Raw genomic sequence first — 23,690 nt, 5'->3', positions numbered from 1 at the left:
AAAAAGGGGTGTGCATTGTGAGTCATCGTTATATACCTTTAACTGAAAAAGACAAGCAAGAAATGTTACAAACAATTGGTGCAAAATCTATAGGAGAATTATTCGGTGATGTACCAAGTGACATTTTATTAAATAGAGATTTAAATATTGCTGAAAGCGAAGCGGAAACAACGTTACTTAGAAGATTAAATCGCATTGCAAGCAAGAATATCACTAAAGAAACGCATACATCATTTTTGGGTGCTGGTGTTTATGATCATTACGCGCCATCAGTTGTGGATGCTATGATTTCAAGATCAGAATTTTACACAGCATATACGCCATATCAACCGGAAATTTCTCAAGGTGAATTACAAGCCATTTTTGAGTTCCAAACTTTAATTTGTGAATTAACAGATATGGATGTAGCAAATTCTTCTATGTATGATGGGATGACTAGCTTTGCTGAAGCATGTATTTTAGCATTTAGTCAAACAAAGAAAAATAAAATTGTAGTCTCAAAAGGTTTACATTATCAAGCATTACAAGTACTTCATACTTATGCTAAGACGCGTAAGGAATTCGAAGTTGTGGAAATCGATTTAGATGGCACTGTTACAGATTTGAAAAAATTAGAAGCAGCAGTGGATGATGAAACAGCCGCTGTTGCAGTTCAATATCCAAACTTCTACGGTTCAATTGAAGATCTTGAAAAGATTCATAGCTTTATTGAAGATAAAAAAGCATTATTTATCGTATATGCAAATCCATTAGCATTGGGATTACTTACACCTCCAGGTTCATTTGGTGCAGATATTGTTGTAGGTGATACTCAGCCATTTGGAATTCCTGCTCAATTCGGTGGGCCACATTGTGGATATTTTGCAACGACTAAAAAGTTAATGCGTAAAGTACCAGGTAGATTAGTCGGTCAAACACAAGATGATGAAGGTAATCGAGGCTTTGTATTAACATTACAAGCACGTGAACAACATATTCGACGCGATAAAGCGACATCTAATATTTGTTCTAACCAAGCATTAAATGCCCTAGCGTCATCAATTGCAATGTCAGCACTTGGTAAACAAGGTATCTATGATATTGCAGTTCAAAATATAGAACATGCTAACTATGCTAAACAACAATTTATTAAAAAAGGTTTTGAAGTATTAGATGGTACATCTTTCAATGAGTTTGTAGTCAAATTTGACAAACCAATTCAACAAGTTAACGAGGAATTAGTTAAGTACAATATTATCGGTGGTTTTGATTTAGGCGTTGTTTCAGACGACTTTAAAAATCACATGTTAATAGCTGTAACTGAATTAAGAACAAAGGATGAAATCGATACATTTGTAGAAAAGGCTGGTGAGTTAAATGACTAGTAAATCAAGTCCATTAATTTTTGAAAGATCTCGTGAAGGCAGATATGCATATTCATTACCAATAAGTGATATTAAAACAAATTCTGTTGAGTCATTGTTAGATGATAAATTTATTCGTAAAAACAAAGCGGAGTTTCCTGAAGTTGCTGAACTAGACTTAGTACGTCATTATACTGAACTTTCAAATAAAAATTTCGGTGTAGATAACGGATTTTATCCATTGGGTTCATGTACGATGAAATATAACCCTAAAATTAATGAAAAGGTTGCTAGAATACCAGGATTCAGTGAATCACATCCATTACAAGATGAAGACCAAGTTCAAGGTTCATTAGAAATTATTTACAGTTTGCAAGAAGAATTAAAAGAAATTACTGGTATGGATGAGGTAACATTACAACCTGCTGCTGGTGCACATGGTGAATGGACTGCATTGATGATATTTAAAGCTTATCATGAGAATAATGGTGAAGGTCATCGTGATGAAGTCATTGTGCCAGATTCTGCGCATGGTACGAATCCAGCCTCAGCTTCATTTGCAGGATTTAAATCAGTTACTGTAAAATCAAACGAACGTGGTGAAGTTGATATTGATGACTTGAAACGTGTTGTAAATGAAAATACAGCAGCTATTATGTTAACCAATCCAAACACTTTAGGTATTTTCGAAAAAAACATTATGGAAATCCGTGAAATCGTCCATAATGCTGGTGGTCTATTATATTATGATGGTGCGAATTTAAACGCTATTATGGACAAAGTTCGTCCAGGAGATATGGGATTTGATGCTGTTCATTTAAACTTGCATAAAACCTTTACTGGTCCACATGGTGGCGGCGGTCCTGGTTCAGGTCCAGTCGGTGTAGTAAAAGAACTAGCAAGTTACTTACCAAAGCCAATGGTTATTAAAGATGGCGACAAATTTAAATATGATAATGACATTAAAAATTCTATCGGACGTGTAAAACCATTTTATGGTAACTTTGGTATTTACTTAAGAGCTTATACGTATATTCGAACTATGGGAGCAACTGGACTTAAAGAGGTTTCTGAAGCAGCGGTTCTTAATGCGAATTATATTAAAGCACGTTTATCTGAACACTTTGAAATACCTTATAAACAATATTGTAAACACGAGTTTGTGTTAAGTGGTGTGCGTCAAAAAGAATTTGGTGTACGTACTTTAGACATGGCTAAGCGATTATTAGATTTCGGTGTACATCCACCAACAATCTACTTCCCATTAAATGTTGAAGAAGGTATGATGATTGAACCGACTGAGACAGAGTCAAAAGAAACACTTGATTATTTCATCGATACATTAATTAGTATTGCTGAAGAAGCTAAAAATGATCCTGATAAAGTGTTAGAAGCACCACATACAACTGTGATTGATCGATTAGACGAAGCTACAGCTGCTCGTAAACCAATATTAAAGTTTGAAAATCTTAAAAAGGAAAAATAAGATATTAAACACATTTTCTGAGAATTATTATTCTAACTTTGTATGAAGATTTAAGGATAATGGTTTCAAAATCAATTAAAAAAGACAATTTCTATTTGAACAAGAAAACTAAACCGAAGTAATAACTCTTAGGGTTTGGCAGGATTCTTTCATAGAAATTGTCTTTTCACTTTTTAGATTGAGGTAATTGAATCGTATTGAAAATGAGTTGAACTTTCTTTATTATGCAGAAACTAAATTTAATGATCTGTGAAGCTAGAGAAATATAGTAACAGTCTTTGTTAAAAAATTAAAATCTGAGTATTGTTATTGATGATCAATTAACACTCAGATTTTATTAAATCGTATATTAAATTTACAAAACTATTTTTTAGACTTTATTTTTCCAGTCCATTTTTTATAGCCGCCTTTTAACATATAGATATCTGTATATCCATTCTTTTTCAAAATACGAGCGGCTCTATAGCTAGCAATCCCATTGGCATCACATAAGTATACCGGTTGGTCTTTTCTTAATCCTTGGAATCGTTGCCTGAACATTGTCATAGGAATATTGCGAGACCCATTAATGTGACCGTAGTCATAGTCAACTTTCTCTCTAACATCGATGACTTGAGCTTTTCTAATCCCATTATGGAATTCATTTTGATCTAATTCTTTAACAGCTCGCTTGTTAAGAATTTGTTGAACAATCATATAAGCAATAATTGCTATAACTAAAATTATTGCGATGTACAAACTAGCACTCATCTTGCATCCTCCCTAATTAAACGATAATATAATTATAAGACTGTTAGGTCAAATTATCAAAATATTTCACTAAAGAATTGCAATTATTATTCATTTAGTTAAATTGATTAATTAGCGAATCAAATATTATACATTTTGCTGATAGGAGTTCTTGAATATGACTGAAACTTGGAATTTTATTAATACAGGAAGTAAAGACCCATATTATAATATGGCAATGGATGAAGCGTTATTAAATTTTGTCTCTAGAGGTGAAATTGATCCAGTTATACGTTTTTACACATGGAATCCTGCAACATTATCAATAGGTTATTTCCAAAGGCTACAAAAAGAAATTGATATTGATAAGGTTAAAGAGAAAGGTTTTGGTCTCGTAAGGCGTCAAACTGGTGGCCGTGGGGTGCTTCATGATAAAGAGCTAACTTACAGTGTGATAGTGCCTGAATCGCATCCCAATATGCCTTCTACTGTTACAGAAGCGTACAGAGTGATTTCACAAGGATTATTAGAAGGATTTAAAAACTTAGGATTTGATACTTATTTTGCGGTACCTAAAACGCCTGAAGAGCGTCAAAAATTAAAACAACCTCGAAGTTCAGTGTGTTTTGATGCACCAAGTTGGTATGAGCTAGTTGTTGAAGGCCGTAAGATTGCTGGGAGTGCTCAAACGAGACAAAAGGGCGTAATCCTCCAACACGGTTCAATTTTACAAGATATTGATATTGATGAATTGTTTGATATGTTTATTTATAAAAATGAAAGATTAAAATTAAAAATGAAAGAGGCATTCGTTGAAAAAGCAGTTGCCATCAATGATATTTCAGATGAACACATTACTATTAGTCAAATGGAAGAAGCTTTCGAGAAAGGTTTTAAGAAAGGTTTAAATATAGAATTAAAGCCACTTGAATTAACAGAAGCTCAATTGGCAGAAGTGGAAGAATTAACTGAAAAATATCGTTCAGATGAATGGATGTTTAGAAAGTAGTTTTTAGAATAAAAAATGGAAGCACGTAGACTATTTTAACTACAAGTGCTTCCATTTTTTTGTCTATTTTCTTCTTTGATTTCTTTTATACTTACGCATTGCTTTGCGATATTTGCGTTGGTCTTCAGTCAAGATGAAGAAATAATAAATCAGATAAATAATACCAGCTATTACTGCAAAGCTGACTAACATTCTGACGATTGAAAAAATAAAGGCATCTAGATTCATTACTAATCCAATCGCAGCAATAATAAGTACAAGGTAAAATATTATATTACGCATTAAAAGACTCCTATCATGATTTTGCATTTAAGTTTAATTTTGACAACGCTTGTTGTCCTTTTGTAAGTTGTTTTTTATCTTTATTTTGATAGCCATTTTTAATATCATCAAATGCATGATTCAAATCAGAGTTTAATTTATCGATATTTTTAGACGTTTTTTTATCATCATCACTAAGTGATAAACCATCGATTGCATCTTTGTATGAAGTGTGAGCACTTTGAATATCATTAGAAATTTGATTTAATTTCGATTGAACATTCTTATCGCCTTTGTTTTTACTTACATCCTTCTCAATATCGTTATAGGATTTCAAAGCTTTAGCAACTTTGTCGTAGTATGTTGATGTAACATTCATCAATTTAATTTTCGTATTATTAGATGCAGTTTTTTTACTGTTTTCTTTATCCTTTTCAAGCCCTTTAATTTTAGATTTAGAATCACTAATTTGTTGATTAAGTTCTTGAATATCTAGTTTGAGTTGATGATTATCTTCTCTTAAATCTGTTGTTTTTTCTTCTAATGGTGCTAAATTTTGTGATCCACATCCAGCTAACAATAATGTTGCGCCAACAATTGAAACCAATTTTTTCATTACTATCTCCCTAAAATCAATATCTATTATTTTTTATCCTTATTATGATATTATTTTAATGTATAAAGTTGAAATGCACAAACGTTTCACTAGGAGGTAATAAGATGAGCAGAATAACACAAGTGCATCGTATTTTAAAACAAAAACATTTAGATGCGATTATCATTCTTTCGGATTACAATAGAAGATATTTATCAGGTTTTACTGGTACCAGTGGAGCACTTATCATATCTAAAGATAAACAATATTTGATAACAGACTTTAGATATATTGATCAAGCAACTAAGCAGGCGCCAAATTATGAAATTATTAATCGTAAATCTACTATTATTGGTGAGATTAAAGAATTGCTACACCAAGAAAATTTTGAAAATGTAGGTTTTGAGGGGCACCATGTAAGTTATGATACATACCTTGAATTAAATAAAAGCCGTATATCATTAATAAGCATTTCTAATACTGTAGATAAAATTAGAGACGTCAAAGATGCTGACGAAATTGCTTTAATTCAAAAAGCAGCTAATATTGTTGATGAAACATATGAATATATTTTAACTGTTGTAAAAGCAGGTATGACCGAAAAAGAATTAAAGGCAATATTAGAAAGTAAAATGCTAGAATTAGGAGCAGATGGACCATCATTCGATACGATTGTAGCATCTGGTCATAGAGGTGCATTACCACATGGTGTTGCAAGTGACAAAGTTATCGAAAAAGGCGACATGATTACATTAGATTTTGGCGCGTATTATAACGGCTATTGTTCAGATATTACTAGAACATTTGCTATTGGAGAACCAGATCCTAAACTGAAAGAAATATATCAAATAGTACTTGAATCTCAAATGAAAGCAATTAATGAGATTAGACCTGGCATGACTGGTGCAGAAGCTGATGCCATTTCAAGAAACTATTTAGAGTCAAAAGGGTATGGAAAAGAATTTGGACATTCACTAGGACATGGTATTGGTTTAGAAATCCATGAAGGGCCAATGCTGGCTCGTACGATACAAGATAAACTTCAAGTTAACAACTGTGTTACAGTAGAACCTGGTGTTTATATAGAAGGTTTGGGCGGTATAAGAATAGAAGATGATATTTTAATTACAGAAAATGGTTGTCAAGTCTTTACTAAATGCACAAAAGACCTTATAGTTTTAACATAAGCGTGTAAAATGAGGAGGAAACTGAATGATTTCGGTTAATGATTTTAAAACAGGTTTAACAATTTCTGTTGATAACGCTATTTGGAAAGTTATAGACTTCCAACATGTAAAGCCTGGTAAAGGTTCAGCATTCGTTCGTTCAAAATTACGTAATTTAAGAACTGGTGCAATTCAAGAGAAAACGTTTAGAGCTGGTGAAAAAGTTGAACCAGCAATGATTGAAAATCGTCGCATGCAATATTTATATGCTGACGGAGATAATCATGTATTTATGGATAATGAAAGCTTTGAACAAACAGAACTTTCAAGTGATTACTTAAAAGAAGAATTGAATTACTTAAAAGAAGGTATGGAAGTACAAATTCAAACATACGAAGGTGAAACTATCGGTGTTGAATTACCTAAAACTGTTGAATTGACAGTAACTGAAACAGAACCTGGTATTAAAGGTGATACTGCAACTGGTGCTACTAAATCGGCAACTGTTGAAACTGGTTATACATTAAATGTACCTTTATTTGTAAACGAAGGTGACGTTTTAATTATCAACACTGGTGATGGAAGCTACATTTCAAGAGGATAATCTCTAATTTGTTAACAAATAGCTTATATTCACTATACTGATTTAACGTAAGATATTCCAAATAAGTCTCATAAAGCTATTGCCTAAAATGATTATAGGTTATATGCTGATATGAGGCTTTTTATTTTTAAAATAAATTTTAAAATATAAAACGAATCGTCTAATTGGTAGTAAAAAAACATAGACATGAGTAAGGGTATATATCTACATATCATATTGATGAGGATAAGAAATAATAGCAAATAAAAATAACATTGATATGTTTAACTGAAAGCATAAAATTTTTAATCAAGAGTTAAGATGAGTCAATGTTAAGTAATAAATCCACAAGTGTTTTTAATTTAAAATGTGGTTTTATTATAACTTTGGGATAGACTTATAATGTCGCCTGCGATATGAACATGCTTGAATTGAAGAGTTGTCTCAAGTAAAATAGACGGGTAGATGAAAACAAACTGAAGGAGTCAGTAATAATGAACTTTAAAGAAATCAAAGAATTAATTGGAATTCTGGATAAATCAACTTTAACGGAAATCAATATTGAAGATACTAAAGGCAAAGTGACGCTTAAGAAAGAAAAAGAAACTGAGATTATCACGCCACAAATCTCACAAATGCCAGTTGAAGCTGCGGCAATGCCTATGCCTCAAGTACAATCAACTGATAGCAATAAAACTGAAGCTCCAAAGCCAACTTCAGATAATCACAAAACAATTAATGCACCTATGGTAGGTACATTTTACAAATCGCCATCTCCAGATGAAGAAGCGTATGTTCAAGTTGGGGACACTGTTTCAAATGAAACAACAGTGTGTATTTTAGAGGCAATGAAACTATTTAATGAAATTCAAGCAGAAATTTCAGGTGAAATTGTTGAAATCTTAGTAGAAGACGGACAAATGGTAGAGTATGGCCAACCGTTATTTAAGGTGAAATAATGAAAAAGGTTTTAATTGCAAACCGCGGTGAAATCGCAGTTAGGATTATTCGCGCTTGTCGTGATTTAGGCATCCAAACTGTTGCAATCTATTCTGAAGGGGATAAAGATGCGCTACATACTCAAATTGCTGATGAAGCATATTGCGTAGGTCCCACTTTGTCTAAAGATTCATATTTAAATATTCCGAATATCTTATCTATTGCAACTTCTACAGGTTGTGATGGCGTTCATCCGGGTTATGGCTTTTTAGCTGAAAATGCTGACTTTGCAGAATTATGCGAAGCATGCCAATTGAAGTTCATTGGACCAAGTTATCAATCTATCCAAAAAATGGGTATCAAAGATGTTGCTAAGGCAGAAATGATCAAAGCCAATGTTCCAGTTGTTCCTGGTAGTGATGGTTTAATGAAAGACGTCTCAGAAGCTAAGAAAATCGCTAAGAAAATTGGCTATCCGGTCATCATTAAAGCTACTGCTGGTGGTGGTGGAAAAGGTATCCGTGTTGCTCGTGATGAAAAAGAACTTGAAACTGGCTTCCGAATGACAGAACAAGAAGCACAAACTGCATTTGGTAATGGTGGACTTTATATGGAGAAATTCATCGAAAACTTCCGCCATATTGAAATCCAAATTGTTGGGGACAGCTATGGTAATGTAATTCATTTAGGAGAACGTGATTGTACAATTCAAAGACGTATGCAGAAATTAGTGGAAGAAGCACCTTCCCCAATTTTAGATGACGAAACACGTCGTGAAATGGGAAATGCCGCAGTTCGTGCAGCGAAAGCTGTAAATTATGAAAATGCGGGAACAATTGAGTTTATATATGATTTAAATGATAATAAATTTTATTTTATGGAAATGAATACACGTATTCAAGTAGAACATCCTGTAACTGAAATGGTAACAGGAATTGATTTAGTTAAATTACAATTACAAGTTGCTATGGGTGACGTGTTACCGTATAAACAAGAAGATATTAAATTAACAGGACACGCAATTGAATTTAGAATTAATGCTGAAAATCCTTACAAGAACTTTATGCCATCACCAGGTAAAATTGAGCAATATCTTGCACCAGGTGGATATGGTGTTCGAATAGAGTCAGCATGTTATACTAATTATACGATACCGCCATATTATGATTCGATGGTTGCGAAATTAATCATACATGAACCGACACGAGATGAAGCGATTATGGCTGGCATTCGTGCATTAAGTGAATTTGTGGTTCTTGGTATTGATACAACTATTCCATTCCATATTAAATTATTGAATAACGATATATTTAGAAGCGGTAAATTTAATACAAACTTTTTAGAGCAAAATAGCATTATGAATGATGAATGTTAATAGGAGGTCAATCCATGGTCAAAGTAACTGATTATTCAAATTCAAAATTAGGTAAAGTAGAAATAGCGCCAGAAGTGCTATCTGTTATTGCAAGTATAGCTACTTCGGAAGTCGAAGGCATCACTGGCCATTTTGCTGAATTAAAAGAAACAAATTTAGAAAAAGTTAGTCGTAAAAATTTAAGCCGTGATTTAAAAATCGAGAGTAAAGAAGATGGCATATATATAGATGTATATTGTGCATTAAAACATGGTGTTAATATTTCAAAAACTGCAAACAAAATTCAAACGTCAATTTTTAATTCAATTTCTAATATGACAGCGATAGAACCTAAGCAAATTAATATTCACATTACACAAATCGTTATTGAAAAGTAATGTCATACCTAATTCAGTAATTAAATAAAGAAAAATACAAACGTTTGAAGGAGTTAAAAATGAGTCGTAAAGAATCCCGAGTGCAAGCTTTTCAAACTTTATTTCAATTAGAAATGAAGGACAGTGATTTAACGATAAATGAAGCGATAAGCTTTATTAAAGACGATAATCCAGATTTAGACTTCGAATTTATTCATTGGCTAGTTTCTGGCGTTAAAGATCACGAACCTGTATTAGACGAGACAATTAGTCCTTATTTAAAAGATTGGACTATTGCACGTTTATTAAAAACAGATCGTATTATTTTAAGAATGGCAACATATGAAATATTACACAGTGATACACCTGCTAAAGTCGTAATGAATGAAGCAGTTGAATTAACAAAACAATTCAGTGATGATGATCATTATAAATTTATAAATGGTGTATTGAGTAATATAAAAAAATAAAATTGAGTGATGTTATATGTCAGATTATTTAAGTGTTTCAGCTTTAACGAAATATATTAAATATAAATTTGATCAAGACCCACATCTCCAATCTGTATTGATTAAAGGTGAGCTTTCAAATTTCAAAAAGCATTCAAGTGGTCATTTATACTTTAATGTGAAAGATAAAGAAAGCGTTATAAGTGCCATGATGTTCAAAGGTAGTGCTTCTAAATTAAACTTCGAACCTAAAGAAGGAGATGAGGTCTTATTAGAAGCACGTGTTTCTGTTTTTGAACGTCGTGGAAACTATCAAATTTATGTAAATAAAATGCAATTAGATGGTATAGGGAACTTATATCAAAAATTAGAAGCATTAAAGAAAAAATTAACTGAAGAAGGTTGTTTTGATAATGCGAATAAGAAATCAATACCTAAGTTTCCTAAAAAAATTGCAGTTTTAACAGCGAGTACAGGTGCCGCAATTCGAGATATCCATTCAACGATAAATAGTCGTTTTCCATTAGCTGAACAAATACAAATTAGTACTTTGGTTCAAGGTGAAAAAGCAAAAGACGACATTATTGAAAAAATTGAATATGCAGATAGTTTAGGTGTAGATACCATCATTGTAGGTCGAGGCGGTGGATCCATTGAAGATTTATGGAATTTCAACGAAGAAGCTGTCGTCCGTGCAATATATAATTGTAAGACACCGATTATATCAGCAGTAGGTCATGAAACAGACTTTACATTAAGTGATTTTGCTGCAGACATCAGAGCGGCGACTCCAACTCAAGCTGCTGTTATTGCAACACCAGACCAATATGAATTGCTGCAACAAATACAGCAATATCAGTTTACATTGACTCGTTTCATCAAGAAACATTTAGAACAACAACGTAAACATGTTGAACATTTGTCATCGTATTACAAGTTTAAACAACCAACTTTATTGTATGATCAACAGATACAACGTCGAGATGATTTAGAAAAGAGACTGAAACAACAAATTCAGGCAACTTTTGAACAACAGAGACATCGATTAATGCTGTTGCAACAACGCTATAATTTAAAAGCGTTACTAAGTAGTGTTAATCAAGAACAACAAAATAATCTTCAATTGACAAACCAACTTGTTAAATTATTGAATTCTAAGATATTAAGTTATAAAAATGATTTGAAAAATAAAGTAGAAAACTTAAACAATTTAAGTCCAACTAATACAATGTTGCGTGGATATGCAATTGTTAATAAAAAAGACGAAGTCATTACGAGTACTAAAGATTTAACAGAAAATGATCAATTGACGTTAACAATGAAAGATGGCTTAGTAGATGCAAAAGTTACGAAAGTAAGGTGTAATAATGACTAAAGAAACGCAAAGTTTTGAAGAAATGATGCAAGAATTAGAGCAAATTGTTCAAAAATTAGATAATGAAACAGTATCTTTAGAGGAATCATTAGATTTATATCAACGTGGTATGAAACTATCAGCAGCTTGTGACACAACTTTAAAAAATGCCGAAAAAAAGGTGAATGACTTAATAAAAGAAGAAGCTGAGGATGTAAAAAATGACGAATCTACCGATGAATAAATTAATAGATGAAGTCAATAATGAATTATCGGTTGCGATAAATAAATCAGTAATGGATACTCAGCTAGAAGAAAGTATGTTGTATTCATTAAATGCTGGAGGTAAACGCATCCGACCAGTTCTGTTATTACTCACTTTAGATTCACTAAATACCGAGTATGAGTTAGGTATGAAGAGCGCAATTGCACTAGAAATGATTCATACATATTCACTTATTCATGATGACTTACCAGCGATGGATAATGATGATTATCGACGAGGTAAATTAACAAATCATAAAGTATATGGTGAGTGGACGGCGATATTAGCAGGTGATGCTTTATTAACTAAAGCATTTGAACTTATTTCAAGTGATGATAGATTAACTGATGAAGTAAAAATAAAAGTTCTACAACGGCTGTCAATAGCAAGTGGTCATGTTGGAATGGTTGGCGGTCAAATGTTAGATATGCAAAGCGAAGGCCAACCAATTAATCTTGAAACTTTGGAAATGATACACAAAACAAAAACAGGAGCACTATTAACTTTTGCGGTTATGAGTGCAGCAGATATCGCTAATGTCGATGATGCAACTAAAGAACATTTAGAAAGTTATAGTTATCATTTAGGTATGATGTTTCAGATTAAAGATGATTTATTAGACTGCTATGGTGATGAAGCGAAGTTAGGTAAAAAAGTGGGCAGCGATCTTGAAAATAATAAAAGTACATACGTGAGTTTATTAGGAAAAGATGGCGCAGAAGATAAATTGACTTATCATAGAGACGCAGCAGTGGATGAACTAATGCAAATTGATGAACAATTCAATACAAAACACTTATTAGAAATCGTTGATTTATTTTATAGCAGGGATCACTAAAAGCAAATATATCGATTAGCAACAATTGTTAAGTTTGAAATGTCTCAAAAGGCATATTCAACTGACGTTGTTTGTTAATCGATTTTTCTCATGTTGAAACTTAAAATTATGTTAAAGACTTTCATCTAAAAATAGAATTTTCAATTTCTATACGACAATATTCGCATCTGTGATATCAATGTGATTTTAATTAAATATGTTCAAACAATTGACGCTTATTAAATCTAATAATTAGCAAGTTTATTACACATATATTCATTTTTATACATATTTTAAGCAATTGTTATGCGTAATATGAAAAATATTTATAAATAGATAACCAAGATAGATAAACCATGTTTACCCTTTTTACGTAAAGGTGTTTAGTAGTCGTAAATCAGTGCATGTGTTAAAATAAATGTATAAATATTCGTAATCAGAGGTGTTTACTGTGCCCAAAAAATCGGTTAGGCATATAAAAATTAGAGAAATTATTTCAAATGAACAGATAGAGACACAAGATGAATTAGTTAAACGATTAAACGATTATGATTTAAATGTCACTCAAGCAACTGTTTCTCGTGATATTAAAGAACTACAACTTATTAAAGTACCTATACCTTCAGGTCAATATGTTTATAGTTTACCAAACGATAGAAAATTCCATCCTTTAGAAAAATTGGGACGTTATTTAATGGATTCCTTTGTTAATATAGATGGTACTGATAATTTACTTGTTCTAAAAACATTACCTGGTAATGCACAATCTATTGGAGCTATATTAGACCAAATCAATTGGGAAGAAGTACTAGGCACAATTTGTGGTGATGATACTTGTTTAATTATTTGTCGAAGCAAAGAGGCAAGTGATGAAATCAAGTCAAGAATTTTCAATTTGTTATAAGGATGCGATGAGTTTATGTTACAAACCTTATCAATCAAGCAATTTGCTATTATTGAAGAGTTAGAAATTCAATTTTCTGATGGTTTAACTGTTTTAAGTGGTGAAACGGGTTCAGGTAAGTCAATTATTATAGATGCAATTGGACAATTAATTGGAATGAGAGCTTCATCTGATTTTGTAAGACATGGTGAAAAAAAGGCTGTCATCGAAGGTATATTTGATATTGACGAGAGTAAAGATGCTATACATATATTGAAAAATATGGATATTGATGTAGATGAAGATTTTTTATTAGTTAAACGGGAAATTTTTAGCTCTGGTAAAAGTCTTTGTAAAATTAATAATCAAACAGTTACTTTACAAGATTTACGAAAAGTTATGCTAGAATTATTAGATATTCATGGCCAACATGAAACGCAGTCTTTGTTGAAACAAAAATACCATTTAACATTATTGGATAATTACGCAGAATCACGTTATCAAGATTTGTTGGATAAATATCACCAAACTTTTCAAAATTATAAAGCCAAAAAGAAAGAGTTAGAAGATTTAGAATCAGCAGACCAAGCATTGCTGCAGCGTTTAGATTTAATGAAATTCCAATTAGAAGAATTGTCTGAAGCACATCTAAAAGAAGGCGAAATAGAGCGACTTGAAATAGATATTAAACGCATTCAAAACTCTGAAAAATTAAGCTTAGCGCTTAATAACGCACATATGACATTAACGGATGAAAATGCTATCACTGATCGTTTGTATGAACTAAGCAACCATTTGTTAACAATAAACGATATAGTTCCAAACAAATATGACAAATTAAAAGAAGATATTGATCAATTTTATTACATTTTAGAAGATGCAAAACATGAGTTATATGATGAAATGGCTAATACAGAATTCGACGAACAAGTGTTAAACGAGTATGAATCTCGTATGAATTTGCTGAATAATTTAAAACGCAAATATGGAAAAGATATTTCAGAATTAATCGCATATCAAGAAAAACTTAATAATGAAATCAATAAAATTGAAAACTATGAACAAAGTACATCGCAGTTACGAGAAGAAATAAATGCATTGTATAATCAAGTTATAGAGGTTGGACAAGCGTTATCTAAGCAGCGTCGTATAGTCGCTAGGGAGTTAAGAGACCACATTGTATCGGAAATTCAAAACTTACAAATGAAAGATGCAAATCTTGAGATTTCATTTAAAAAATTAGAAGAACCGAATATTGATGGAATTGAATTTGTAGAATTTTTAATCAGTCCTAATAAAGGAGAACCATTAAAAAGTTTAAATAAAATTGCGTCAGGTGGAGAACTTTCTAGAATTATGTTAGCGTTAAAAAGCATTTTTGTTAAATCGAGAGGTCAAACTGCAATTTTATTCGATGAGGTTGACTCAGGTGTATCTGGACAAGCCGCACAAAAAATGGCAGAGAAAATGCGAGATATAGCAGAATATATACAAGTTATTTGTATTTCTCACTTGCCACAAGTTGCATCGATGAGTGACCATCATTTATTAATTTCGAAATCATCAAAAGATGATCGTACAACAACACAAGTTCAAGAGTTAATTGGCGATGATAAAGTAGATGAAATTGCACGAATGATTTCAGGTGCAAGTGTTACTGATTTAACTCGAGAAAATGCAAGAGAAATGATACAACACAATCAAAGACATAGATAATTTCCAAAGTGTGTTGAATACTCATTTGTGGATTTATTTATGTGCATTCAAACTAAATAGACAATCATGTAAAATAGGTAATTAATGGACATGAAAACTATGTATTAATAAATTTTCAATGGATATATATCATTAGTTAGGAGTAAGAACATGTCAGAGAAACAATATGATTTAGTCGTTCTCGGTGGAGGTACTGCAGGATATGTTGCTGCGATACGTGCGTCTCAATTAGGTAAGAAAGTGGCAATAGTAGAACGACAACTATTAGGAGGTACTTGTCTCCATAAAGGTTGTATTCCTACTAAATCGCTGCTTAAATCTGCTGAAGTATTTCAAACAGTAAAACAGGCAGCAATGTTTGGCGTTGATGTCAAAGATGCTAATGTTAATTTTGAAAATATGTTGGCACGAAAAGAAGACATTATTAATCAAATGTATCAAGGTGTAAAGCATTTAATGCAACACAATCACATTGACATTTATAATGGCACGGGACGTATTCTAGGTACATCTATATTTTCACCTCAAATTGGCACAATTTCTGTCGAATATGAAGATGGTGAATCAGACTTATTACCCAACCAATTTGTATTAATTGCAACTGGTTCTTCGCCTGCAGAGTTGCCATTCTTATCATTTGATCATGATAAAATTTTATCTAGCGATGATATATTATCATTAAAGACGTTACCATCAAGTATTGGTATTATTGGTGGTGGTGTTATCGGAATGGAATTTGCATCATTGATGATAGATTTAGGTGTTGACGTAACAGTTATAGAAGCTGGTGAAAGAATTTTACCAACTGAAAGTAAACAAGCTTCACAACTATTAAAAAAATCATTGTCAGCACGTGGTGTTAAATTCTATGAGGGAATAAAACTTTCTGAAAATGATATAAATGTTAACGATGATGGTGTTACATTTGAAATTACCTCAGACATAATTAAAGTAGATAAAGTGTTGCTATCGATTGGTAGAAAACCTAACACATCAGATATTGGTTTAAACAACACTAAAATAAAACTTTCAACATCAGGACATATTTTAACGAACGAATTTCAACAAACTGAAGATAAACATATTTATGCAGCTGGTGATTGTATTGGAAAATTACAATTGGCACATGTTGGATCAAAAGAAGGTGTTGTGGCTGTCGATCATATGTTTGAAGGGAGCCCAATCCCAGTAAACTATAACATGATGCCTAAGTGTATTTATTCACAACCTGAAATTGCTTCTATCGGTTTAAACATTGAGCAAGCAAAGGCAGAGGGAATGAAAGTTAAAAGTTTTAAAGTACCATTTAAAGCAATTGGTAAAGCAGTGATTGATAGCCATGACGCAAACGAAGGGTATAGCGAAATGGTGATTGATCAATCAACTGAAGAAATTGTGGGTATTAATATGATTGGTCCACATGTAACAGAATTGATTAATGAGGCATCACTGTTACAGTTCATGAATGGCTCGGCATTAGAATTAGGACTAACAACACACGCACATCCTTCCATCTCTGAAGTGTTGATGGAATTAGGATTGAAAGCAGAAAGTAGAGCTATTCACGTATAAATAGGAGGATTTAACATGATTGATTATAAATCATTAGGCCTTAGCGAAGAAGACCTAAAAGTAATATATAAATGGATGGATTTAGGTAGAAAAATAGATGAAAGACTGTGGTTATTGAACCGTGCAGGTAAAATTCCATTTGTTGTAAGTGGTCAAGGACAAGAAGCAACTCAGATTGGGATGGCATACGCATTAGAAGAAGGTGATATTACAGCGCCTTATTATAGAGATCTAGCTTTCGTTACTTATATGGGTATCTCAGCGTATGATACGTTTTTATCAGCGTTTGGAAAGAAAGACGATGTTAACTCTGGTGGAAAACAAATGCCATCACACTTTAGTAGTAGAGCTAAGAATATTTTGTCACAAAGTTCACCGGTAGCAACCCAAATACCCCATGCTGTTGGTGCTGCTTTAGCTTTAAAAATGGATGGTAAGAAGAAAATTGCAACAGCAACTGTTGGTGAAGGTAGCTCAAACCAAGGTGACTTCCATGAAGGTTTAAACTTCGCGGGTGTACACAAACTTCCTTTTGTATGTGTCATTATAAATAATAAATATGCAATTTCAGTACCTGATTCATTACAATACGCAGCTGAAAAATTATCGGATAGAGCACTTGGTTACGGTATACATGGTGAACAAGTAGATGGTAATGATCCTTTAGCAATGTATAAAGCGATGAAAGAAGCAAGAGAACGAGCTATTTCTGGACAGGGTTCAACATTGATTGAAGCAGTAACTTCTCGTATGACAGCTCATTCATCGGATGATGACGACCAATATCGTACGAAAGAAGAGCGTGAAGCGCTTAAAAAAGCAGACTGCAACGAAAAGTTCAAAAAAGAGTTGCTTTCAGCTGGCATTATCGATGATGCTTGGTTGACAGAAATAGAAGCAGAACATAAAGACATTATCAATAAAGCGACAAAGGCTGCTGAAGACGCGCCATATCCAAGCGTCGAAGAAGCCTATGCATTTGTGTACGAAGAAGGGAGTCTTAACTAATGGCTAAATTATCTTATTTAGAGGCGATTCGCCAGGCACAAGACTTAGCATTACAACAAAATAAAGATGTATTTATTCTTGGTGAAGATGTTGGTAAAAAAGGTGGCGTATTTGGTACTACTCAAGGACTGCAACAACAATATGGTGAGGACAGAGTTATCGATACACCATTAGCTGAGTCAAATATTGTCGGAACAGCCATTGGCGCAGCTATGGTTGGTAAAAGACCAATTGCTGAGATTCAGTTTGCAGATTTTATCTTACCTGCAACAAATCAAATTATTAGTGAAGCCGCGAAAATGCGTTATCGTTCAAATAATGATTGGCAATGCCCATTAACGATTCGTGCACCATTTGGTGGAGGTGTTCACGGAGGACTATATCATTCACAAAGTATTGAAAGTATATTTGCTTCATCACCAGGTTTAACAATTGTTATACCTTCAACACCGTATGATGCTAAAGGTCTATTATTATCTTCAATTGAATCAAATGATCCTGTTTTATACTTTGAACATAAAAAGGCTTATAGATTCTTAAAGGAAGAAGTGCCAGAAGAATATTACACTGTACCTTTAGGAAAAGCAGATGTTAAACGTGAAGGTGAAGATTTAACAGTATTTTGTTATGGATTAATGGTCAATTATTGTTTACAAGCAGCGGATATTTTAGCAGCAGACGGTATCAATGTTGAAGTCGTAGATTTACGAACTGTTTATCCATTAGATAAAGAAACAATTATTGATCGTGCTAAACATACAGGTAAAGTTTTACTTGTAACTGAAGATAATTTAGAAGGTAGTATTATGTCTGAGGTGTCAGCGATTATTGCAGAACATTGTCTGTTTGAACTAGATGCACCAATCATGCGTTTAGCTGCTCCAGATGTACCATCTATGCCATTTTCACCTGTATTAGAAAATGAAATTATGATGAATCCAGAAAAAATCTTAAATAAAATGCGTGAATTAGCAGAATTCTAGGGAGGGAAAGTCATGGAAATAACAATGCCTAAGTTAGGTGAGAGTGTTCATGAAGGTACCATTGAACAATGGTTAGTTTCTGTTGGTGATCATATTGATGAATATGAACCATTATGTGAAGTTATTACAGATAAAGTGACGGCTGAAGTCCCTTCCACGATATCAGGAACAATTACAGAAATTTTAGTTGAAGCGGGGCAGACGGTAGCTATTGATACAATTATCTGTAAAATTGAAGCTGCTGATGAAAAGACAAATGAAACAACTGAAGAGATACAAGCAAAAGTGGATGAGCATACTCAGAAATCTACTAAAAAAGCTAGTTCAACAGTGGAACAGACATCTACTTCTAAACAAAATCAACCACGAAATAATGGTCGCTTTTCACCTGTTGTATTTAAACTCGCTTCAGAGCATGACATTGATTTATCACAAGTTGTAGGTAGTGGATTTGAAGGTCGTGTAACTAAGAAGGATTTAATGTCAGTTATTGAAAATGGTGGTACCACAGCTCAATCTGACAAACAAGTTCAAACACAATCAACTTCAGTAGATACATCAAGTAACCAATCATCTGAAGACAATAGTGAAAATAGCACAATACCAGTAAATGGTGTGCGTAAAGCAATTGCACAAAACATGGTTAATAGTGTAACGGAGATTCCACATGCATGGATGATGATAGAGGTTGATGCTACAAACCTTGTGAATACGAGAAACCATTATAAAAACAACTTTAAAAATAAAGAAGGATATAATTTAACTTTCTTTGCTTTCTTTGTAAAAGCTGTAGCAGATGCTTTAAAAGCATATCCATTATTAAATAGTAGCTGGCAAGGAAATGAAATTGTCTTACATAAAGACATTAATATTTCAATTGCTGTTGCTGATGAAAATAAATTATACGTACCTGTGATTAAGCATGCAGACGAAAAGTCAATCAAAGGTATAGCTAGAGAAATTAATACTTTAGCAACAAAAGCGCGTAATAAGCAATTGACAGCTGAAGATATGCAGGGCGGTACATTTACGGTAAATAATACTGGTACATTTGGTTCAGTATCATCAATGGGTATTATAAATCATCCTCAAGCAGCGATTTTACAAGTAGAATCAATCGTTAAAAAGCCAGTAGTAATTAATGATATGATTGCAATTCGAAGTATGGTGAATTTATGTATTTCAATAGATCATCGCATTTTAGATGGTTTACAAACTGGTAAATTTATGAATCATATTAAACAGCGTATCGAACAGTATACTTTAGAAAATACAAATATATATTAGTGATAACATAGATGCATCTATCGACAACTTGTTTTATCTTGTTCTTGTCGATGGATGTTTTTTTGGGCAATAAAATATTTGCAATATATTCAAAAAAAGGTAAAGAACAATAATCAACATGGTTGAATACATTTTTGCAGTAAAGTCAAAATAAGACATCATACTTGAAACATATTAATGAAAACAGGTGAACAAATTAGTTTCCATGATTTTAAGCACAATAATGTTTGGTATATTGTTAAAATTGTGTCTAAATATAGGTGTGATTCAGATTAGTTTATTGAACAATATGTTATTAATTAGTAGAATGAGGATAGTTTAAATATAAAGGGATAGGTGATTGAACTTATGGACATGAATTTCGATTTATACATGAACGGTGTTGTAGAACAAGCAAGGAATGAAATTGAATCTGCGGGATATGAGCAATTAACTACTGCAGAAGATGTTGACAAAGTTCTTAAACAAGATGGTACAACACTAGTTATGATCAATTCTGTATGTGGTTGTGCAGGTGGTATCGCAAGACCAGCAGCATCACATGCTTTACATTATGACGTATTACCTGATCGTCTAGTGACAGTATTTGCTGGACAAGATAAAGAAGCGACACAAAGAGCGCGTGAATACTTCGAAGGTTATGCGCCTTCAAGTCCGTCATTTGCATTAGTAAAAGATGGAAAGATTACAGAAATGATTGAAAGACATCAAATCGAAGGTCATGATGTGATGAACGTAATTAATCAATTACAAACATTATTCAATAAATATTGTGAAGAAAGATAAGAGGCGCTAACCCATGTTAAAGTTAAATCCTTACAAGATTGGATTTAGAACAATAAAAACAGCAGTGGGTATGACTTTAGGTGTAATTATTAGTAAGCTGTTAGGTTTAGATAATTATGCTTCAAGCGCCATATTAGTCGTATTATGTATTAAACATACAAAAGTACATTCGCTACAAGCGATTATTTCAAGATTAGTATCATGTTTTTTAGTATTGTTTTTAGGTTCAGCAATATTTAGTTTATTAGGTCAGAGTCCAATTGTACTCGGTATTATCGTATTGTTATTTATACCATTAACTGTCGTATTAAAAGTACAAGAAGGTGTCATTACGAGTTGCGTTATATTACTTCATGTTTTTAATGCAAAATCAATTGATACACATTTAATTGTTAATGAAACATTATTACTGTTAATTGGACTAAGTATTGCATTTACAATGAATTTAATGATGCCAAGTTTAGACAAACAGCTAGACGAATACAAATGTAAAATTGAGCAACAAATTGCTGATATTTTTAGTAAATATAGTTATATTTGTGAAAAATATGAAGATACCATTGCGATTGAATTTGAAGCGTTACTTTTAAATATTAAAAAGGCGAAGTCTATCGCGTTCCGAGATGTTAAAAATCATTTTGTTAGAAACGAAAATTCATACTATCATTATTTTGATATGCGAGAAGAGCAAGTGGAATTGTTAATGAGAATGAAACCGCTCATCGAAAGTATCTGTCATAAAGATCCACTTTTAAATGATGTTGCGTCACTGCTGAAAGAAATTGGTCTAAATGTGAATAGTAATGACTATACAGCAATGCGTTTACACAATTTGTATGAGACGCGTTTGAAATTGGATGAACTGCCATTGCCAACAACACACAAAGCGCTTAACTCGAGAGCAAGTATTATTCAAATATTAAATGAATTAGAAGAATATTTACAAATCAAATCGCAATTTGGTTCATTGAAAATGCATAGTGAAGTAGCTTAAAAAATAATCCATCCGTATGACCCATGTTTGAAAGTAATCGTTGCAATACGATAACTTATTAATACATGTGTTTATAACGGATGGATTTTTAATTGTATGATTTTGTATAGGTAGTTGAGATATAGTTTATAAAATTGGAATGATACTCGTTAATAACAATGCTAATACAACTGATACAAGCATAACGATAATGATAATTCTTAAAACTTTATTTTGCATTTTGTGTGCCTCCAAATGAATAACCTTTGTATTAATAATTACGACATAAGATATAAAACTTTTAACTTGAGACGATATAACTAGCAATCATCATAAAGGAATATTATAAAAAACATGAGTAAGTTTGCTTATGTCATTTTCCTCATTATACGATATCTTTGAAAAATCAATCAATATATTTTTGACAAAGCTTAGTTTGAGTTACAATAAATATATATATTAAATTGAAAATAATATGACACAATTTACAAGCCTGATAAATCTGTGTAACGTCAATTACTGTAACATTTTATTTCATCAATTTTTACCGTTTGGCGTACTTGAAAATTTGGATAAAAGGGGTTCCATTATGATTAATGAGCAAAGATTACTTAATACGTTTTTAGAACTTGTACAAATCGATTCTGAGACAGGGAATGAATCAACAATCCAACCTATTTTAAAAGAAAAATTCATAGCATTAGGGTTAGATGTTAAAGAAGATCAAGCGGCTAAACATCCTAAATTAGGTGCCAATAATCTAGTGTGTACAATGAATAGTACTATCGAAGAAGGCGAAGTACCTAAATTATATTTGACGAGCCATATGGATACTGTTGTACCCGCAATTAATGTAAAGCCAATTGTAAAAGATGACGGCTACATTTACTCTGATGGTATGACTATTCTAGGTGCAGATGATAAAGCAGGATTAGCAGCTATGCTTGAAGTTTTGCAAGTGATAAAGGAACAACAAATCTCACATGGACAAATTCAATTTGTGATTACTGTTGGAGAAGAATCAGGTTTAATTGGTGCTAAAGAATTAAATTCAGATTTGTTGGACGCGGACTTTGGTTATGCTATTGATGCAAGTGCTGATGTCGGTACTACGGTTGTAGGTGCACCGACGCAAATGTTAATTTCAGCTAAAATTTTTGGCAAAACGGCTCATGCAAGTACGCCAAAAGAGGGTGTTAGTGCTATTAATATTGCGGCGAAAGCAATTAGTCGAATGAAATTAGGACAAGTTGATGAAATAACTACTGCAAATATTGGTAAGTTTCATGGCGGTTCAGCTACGAATATTGTTGCAGATGAAGTCATCTTAGAAGCAGAGGCACGTTCTCACGATCCAGAAAGAATAAAAACACAAGTCAAACATATGACTGATGTGTTTGAAACTACTGCATCAGAATTAGGTGGGAAAGCAGTAGTTACAGTGGAGCAAAGTTATCCAGGATTTAAAATTAATGATAATGAAACGGTTGTTAAAATTGCACAAGAAAGTGCTCGTAATTTAGGATTATCTGCAAATACAATTATTTCTGGTGGCGGTTCAGACGGCAGTATTATTAATACATTTGGTATTCCTTCAGTCATTTTAGGAGTGGGTTATGAAAAAATCCATACAACAAATGAGAGAATGCCGATTAAATCATTGAACTTGCTTGCAAGTCAAGTGTTAGAAATAATCAAAATAGTTGCGCGACAATCGAAATGATATAGTGTAGTGTATGTCTATTTTGTGATACA

25 protein-coding genes are annotated in these 23,690 nt (G+C 32.6%); 21 read left to right on the top strand and 4 right to left on the bottom strand.

The window, feature by feature from the left end; genetic code table 11:
- The first annotated feature begins 17 nt into the window (after window positions 1-17).
- Together gcvPA and gcvPB are read left to right on the top strand one after the other, a co-directional pair.
- A complete protein-coding gene (gene gcvPA, locus HMPREF2658_RS05080; protein ID WP_000019698.1) occupies window positions 18-1,364 on the top strand; it encodes an aminomethyl-transferring glycine dehydrogenase subunit GcvPA in 1,347 nt (448 codons plus the stop codon).
- Complete coding sequence (gene gcvPB, locus HMPREF2658_RS05075) at window positions 1,357-2,829, top strand: aminomethyl-transferring glycine dehydrogenase subunit GcvPB (protein ID WP_000202176.1); 1,473 nt, start codon at window positions 1,357-1,359, stop codon at window positions 2,827-2,829. The genes gcvPA and gcvPB overlap by 8 nt, the downstream gene beginning before the upstream one ends.
- A 363-nt stretch (window positions 2,830-3,192) precedes the next feature.
- On the opposite strand, the gene HMPREF2658_RS05070 is transcribed toward gcvPB, so the two are convergent.
- Complete coding sequence (locus tag HMPREF2658_RS05070; protein ID WP_001276571.1) at window positions 3,193-3,579, bottom strand: rhodanese-like domain-containing protein; 387 nt, start codon at window positions 3,577-3,579, stop codon at window positions 3,193-3,195.
- Between the two features lie 157 nt (window positions 3,580-3,736).
- Here HMPREF2658_RS05070 and HMPREF2658_RS05065 point away from each other — a divergent pair, with 157 nt between their 5' ends.
- Window positions 3,737-4,567, top strand: coding sequence for a lipoate--protein ligase family protein (locus tag HMPREF2658_RS05065; RefSeq protein WP_000141109.1), 831 nt, complete (start codon window positions 3,737-3,739; stop codon window positions 4,565-4,567).
- Window positions 4,568-4,630: 63 nt separating this feature from the next.
- Here the strand turns inward: HMPREF2658_RS05065 and HMPREF2658_RS05060 are convergent, their stop codons facing one another.
- Both HMPREF2658_RS05060 and HMPREF2658_RS05055 read right to left on the bottom strand, forming a co-directional pair.
- The gene (locus tag HMPREF2658_RS05060) at window positions 4,631-4,849 is read right to left on the bottom strand and encodes an SA1362 family protein (protein WP_001244301.1); all 219 of its coding nucleotides are present in this window, start codon (window positions 4,847-4,849) and stop codon (window positions 4,631-4,633) included.
- A 13-nt stretch (window positions 4,850-4,862) separates the two neighbouring features.
- Window positions 4,863-5,444 carry a hypothetical protein gene (locus HMPREF2658_RS05055; protein ID WP_000737686.1) on the bottom strand — a complete coding sequence of 194 codons (582 nt, stop codon included), beginning with the start codon at window positions 5,442-5,444 and terminating at the stop codon, window positions 4,863-4,865.
- 104 nt (window positions 5,445-5,548) lie between these two features.
- Here HMPREF2658_RS05055 and HMPREF2658_RS05050 point away from each other — a divergent pair, with 104 nt between their 5' ends.
- From HMPREF2658_RS05050 to HMPREF2658_RS04970, 17 genes are all read left to right on the top strand, one after another.
- The gene (locus tag HMPREF2658_RS05050) at window positions 5,549-6,610 is read left to right on the top strand and encodes a M24 family metallopeptidase (RefSeq protein ID WP_000087115.1); all 1,062 of its coding nucleotides are present in this window, start codon (window positions 5,549-5,551) and stop codon (window positions 6,608-6,610) included.
- A 25-nt stretch (window positions 6,611-6,635) separates the two neighbouring features.
- Window positions 6,636-7,193, top strand: coding sequence for an elongation factor P (gene efp, locus HMPREF2658_RS05045; protein ID WP_000626504.1), 558 nt, complete (start codon window positions 6,636-6,638; stop codon window positions 7,191-7,193).
- Between the two features lie 473 nt (window positions 7,194-7,666).
- The gene (gene accB, locus HMPREF2658_RS05040; RefSeq protein WP_054194576.1) at window positions 7,667-8,131 is read left to right on the top strand and encodes an acetyl-CoA carboxylase biotin carboxyl carrier protein; all 465 of its coding nucleotides are present in this window, start codon (window positions 7,667-7,669) and stop codon (window positions 8,129-8,131) included.
- A complete protein-coding gene (accC, locus tag HMPREF2658_RS05035; RefSeq protein WP_000756611.1) occupies window positions 8,131-9,486 on the top strand; it encodes an acetyl-CoA carboxylase biotin carboxylase subunit in 1,356 nt (451 codons plus the stop codon). Before accB ends, accC begins: the two co-directional genes overlap by 1 nt.
- Before the next feature lie 14 nt (window positions 9,487-9,500).
- Complete coding sequence (locus HMPREF2658_RS05030) at window positions 9,501-9,863, top strand: Asp23/Gls24 family envelope stress response protein (protein WP_000241588.1); 363 nt, start codon at window positions 9,501-9,503, stop codon at window positions 9,861-9,863.
- Between the two features lie 59 nt (window positions 9,864-9,922).
- On the top strand, window positions 9,923-10,312 hold the full coding sequence (gene nusB / locus HMPREF2658_RS05025; RefSeq protein WP_000087385.1) for a transcription antitermination factor NusB: 390 nt from the start codon (window positions 9,923-9,925) through the stop codon (window positions 10,310-10,312).
- A 16-nt stretch (window positions 10,313-10,328) separates the two neighbouring features.
- Window positions 10,329-11,666 (top strand): exodeoxyribonuclease VII large subunit, encoded by a 1,338-nt coding sequence (gene xseA / locus HMPREF2658_RS05020; RefSeq protein ID WP_001286934.1) that lies wholly within the window; start codon window positions 10,329-10,331, stop codon window positions 11,664-11,666.
- The gene (locus HMPREF2658_RS05015) at window positions 11,659-11,889 is read left to right on the top strand and encodes an exodeoxyribonuclease VII small subunit (protein WP_000159865.1); all 231 of its coding nucleotides are present in this window, start codon (window positions 11,659-11,661) and stop codon (window positions 11,887-11,889) included. Before xseA ends, HMPREF2658_RS05015 begins: the two co-directional genes overlap by 8 nt.
- On the top strand, window positions 11,867-12,748 hold the full coding sequence (locus HMPREF2658_RS05010; RefSeq protein ID WP_000183379.1) for a polyprenyl synthetase family protein: 882 nt from the start codon (window positions 11,867-11,869) through the stop codon (window positions 12,746-12,748). Before HMPREF2658_RS05015 ends, HMPREF2658_RS05010 begins: the two co-directional genes overlap by 23 nt.
- A gap of 430 nt (window positions 12,749-13,178) precedes the next feature.
- Complete coding sequence (ahrC, locus tag HMPREF2658_RS05005; protein WP_001124985.1) at window positions 13,179-13,631, top strand: transcriptional regulator AhrC/ArgR; 453 nt, start codon at window positions 13,179-13,181, stop codon at window positions 13,629-13,631.
- A gap of 15 nt (window positions 13,632-13,646) precedes the next feature.
- Window positions 13,647-15,326, top strand: a complete 1,680-nt coding sequence (gene recN, locus HMPREF2658_RS05000) for a DNA repair protein RecN (RefSeq protein ID WP_054194577.1) — start codon at window positions 13,647-13,649, stop codon at window positions 15,324-15,326.
- A 150-nt stretch (window positions 15,327-15,476) separates the two neighbouring features.
- Window positions 15,477-16,898 carry a dihydrolipoyl dehydrogenase gene (gene lpdA, locus HMPREF2658_RS04995; RefSeq protein WP_001291530.1) on the top strand — a complete coding sequence of 474 codons (1,422 nt, stop codon included), beginning with the start codon at window positions 15,477-15,479 and terminating at the stop codon, window positions 16,896-16,898.
- A gap of 15 nt (window positions 16,899-16,913) precedes the next feature.
- The gene (locus HMPREF2658_RS04990; protein WP_000568356.1) at window positions 16,914-17,906 is read left to right on the top strand and encodes a thiamine pyrophosphate-dependent dehydrogenase E1 component subunit alpha; all 993 of its coding nucleotides are present in this window, start codon (window positions 16,914-16,916) and stop codon (window positions 17,904-17,906) included.
- Window positions 17,906-18,889: an alpha-ketoacid dehydrogenase subunit beta gene (locus HMPREF2658_RS04985; protein ID WP_001096632.1), complete on the top strand. Its 984-nt coding sequence runs from the start codon at window positions 17,906-17,908 to the stop codon at window positions 18,887-18,889. The genes HMPREF2658_RS04990 and HMPREF2658_RS04985 overlap by 1 nt, the downstream gene beginning before the upstream one ends.
- 12 nt (window positions 18,890-18,901) lie before the next feature.
- Window positions 18,902-20,176, top strand: a complete 1,275-nt coding sequence (locus tag HMPREF2658_RS04980; RefSeq protein WP_000406833.1) for a dihydrolipoamide acetyltransferase family protein — start codon at window positions 18,902-18,904, stop codon at window positions 20,174-20,176.
- A 348-nt stretch (window positions 20,177-20,524) separates the two neighbouring features.
- On the top strand, window positions 20,525-20,962 hold the full coding sequence (brxB, locus tag HMPREF2658_RS04975) for a bacilliredoxin BrxB (RefSeq protein WP_000367419.1): 438 nt from the start codon (window positions 20,525-20,527) through the stop codon (window positions 20,960-20,962).
- A gap of 13 nt (window positions 20,963-20,975) precedes the next feature.
- Window positions 20,976-21,956, top strand: a complete 981-nt coding sequence (locus tag HMPREF2658_RS04970; protein WP_000916199.1) for an aromatic acid exporter family protein — start codon at window positions 20,976-20,978, stop codon at window positions 21,954-21,956.
- 126 nt (window positions 21,957-22,082) lie between these two features.
- Here the strand turns inward: HMPREF2658_RS04970 and prli42 are convergent, their stop codons facing one another.
- Window positions 22,083-22,262, bottom strand: coding sequence for a stressosome-associated protein Prli42 (gene prli42, locus HMPREF2658_RS04965; RefSeq protein ID WP_001789875.1), 180 nt, complete (start codon window positions 22,260-22,262; stop codon window positions 22,083-22,085).
- Between the two features lie 262 nt (window positions 22,263-22,524).
- On the opposite strand from prli42, the gene HMPREF2658_RS04960 reads away from it, so the two are divergent.
- Window positions 22,525-23,658: a tripeptidase T gene (locus HMPREF2658_RS04960; protein WP_000606699.1), complete on the top strand. Its 1,134-nt coding sequence runs from the start codon at window positions 22,525-22,527 to the stop codon at window positions 23,656-23,658.
- Window positions 23,659-23,690: the final 32 nt, after the last annotated feature.

The sequence above is a fragment of the Staphylococcus sp. HMSC062H10 genome (assembly GCF_001836945.1).
In the GTDB taxonomy this organism is placed as follows: Bacteria; Bacillota; Bacilli; order Staphylococcales; family Staphylococcaceae; genus Staphylococcus; species Staphylococcus aureus.
The sequence above is the reverse complement of the archived record's forward strand: the minus strand, read 5'-3'. Positions and strand labels throughout refer to the sequence as shown.

Coding starts and splice junctions, on each gene's coding strand:
- gcvPB (WP_000202176.1), top strand. CDS start 1,357: ATGACTAGTAAATCAAGTCCATTAATTTTTGAAAGATCTCGTGAAGGC.
- HMPREF2658_RS05070 (WP_001276571.1), bottom strand. CDS start 3,579: ATGAGTGCTAGTTTGTACATCGCAATAATTTTAGTTATAGCAATTATT.
- HMPREF2658_RS05065 (WP_000141109.1), top strand. CDS start 3,737: ATGACTGAAACTTGGAATTTTATTAATACAGGAAGTAAAGACCCATAT.
- HMPREF2658_RS05060 (WP_001244301.1), bottom strand. CDS start 4,849: ATGCGTAATATAATATTTTACCTTGTACTTATTATTGCTGCGATTGGA.
- HMPREF2658_RS05055 (WP_000737686.1), bottom strand. CDS start 5,444: ATGAAAAAATTGGTTTCAATTGTTGGCGCAACATTATTGTTAGCTGGA.
- HMPREF2658_RS05050 (WP_000087115.1), top strand. CDS start 5,549: ATGAGCAGAATAACACAAGTGCATCGTATTTTAAAACAAAAACATTTA.
- efp (WP_000626504.1), top strand. CDS start 6,636: ATGATTTCGGTTAATGATTTTAAAACAGGTTTAACAATTTCTGTTGAT.
- accB (WP_054194576.1), top strand. CDS start 7,667: ATGAACTTTAAAGAAATCAAAGAATTAATTGGAATTCTGGATAAATCA.
- accC (WP_000756611.1), top strand. CDS start 8,131: ATGAAAAAGGTTTTAATTGCAAACCGCGGTGAAATCGCAGTTAGGATT.
- HMPREF2658_RS05030 (WP_000241588.1), top strand. CDS start 9,501: ATGGTCAAAGTAACTGATTATTCAAATTCAAAATTAGGTAAAGTAGAA.
- nusB (WP_000087385.1), top strand. CDS start 9,923: ATGAGTCGTAAAGAATCCCGAGTGCAAGCTTTTCAAACTTTATTTCAA.
- xseA (WP_001286934.1), top strand. CDS start 10,329: ATGTCAGATTATTTAAGTGTTTCAGCTTTAACGAAATATATTAAATAT.
- HMPREF2658_RS05015 (WP_000159865.1), top strand. CDS start 11,659: ATGACTAAAGAAACGCAAAGTTTTGAAGAAATGATGCAAGAATTAGAG.
- HMPREF2658_RS05010 (WP_000183379.1), top strand. CDS start 11,867: ATGACGAATCTACCGATGAATAAATTAATAGATGAAGTCAATAATGAA.
- recN (WP_054194577.1), top strand. CDS start 13,647: ATGTTACAAACCTTATCAATCAAGCAATTTGCTATTATTGAAGAGTTA.
- lpdA (WP_001291530.1), top strand. CDS start 15,477: ATGTCAGAGAAACAATATGATTTAGTCGTTCTCGGTGGAGGTACTGCA.
- HMPREF2658_RS04990 (WP_000568356.1), top strand. CDS start 16,914: ATGATTGATTATAAATCATTAGGCCTTAGCGAAGAAGACCTAAAAGTA.
- HMPREF2658_RS04985 (WP_001096632.1), top strand. CDS start 17,906: ATGGCTAAATTATCTTATTTAGAGGCGATTCGCCAGGCACAAGACTTA.
- HMPREF2658_RS04980 (WP_000406833.1), top strand. CDS start 18,902: ATGGAAATAACAATGCCTAAGTTAGGTGAGAGTGTTCATGAAGGTACC.
- brxB (WP_000367419.1), top strand. CDS start 20,525: ATGGACATGAATTTCGATTTATACATGAACGGTGTTGTAGAACAAGCA.
- HMPREF2658_RS04970 (WP_000916199.1), top strand. CDS start 20,976: ATGTTAAAGTTAAATCCTTACAAGATTGGATTTAGAACAATAAAAACA.
- HMPREF2658_RS04960 (WP_000606699.1), top strand. CDS start 22,525: ATGATTAATGAGCAAAGATTACTTAATACGTTTTTAGAACTTGTACAA.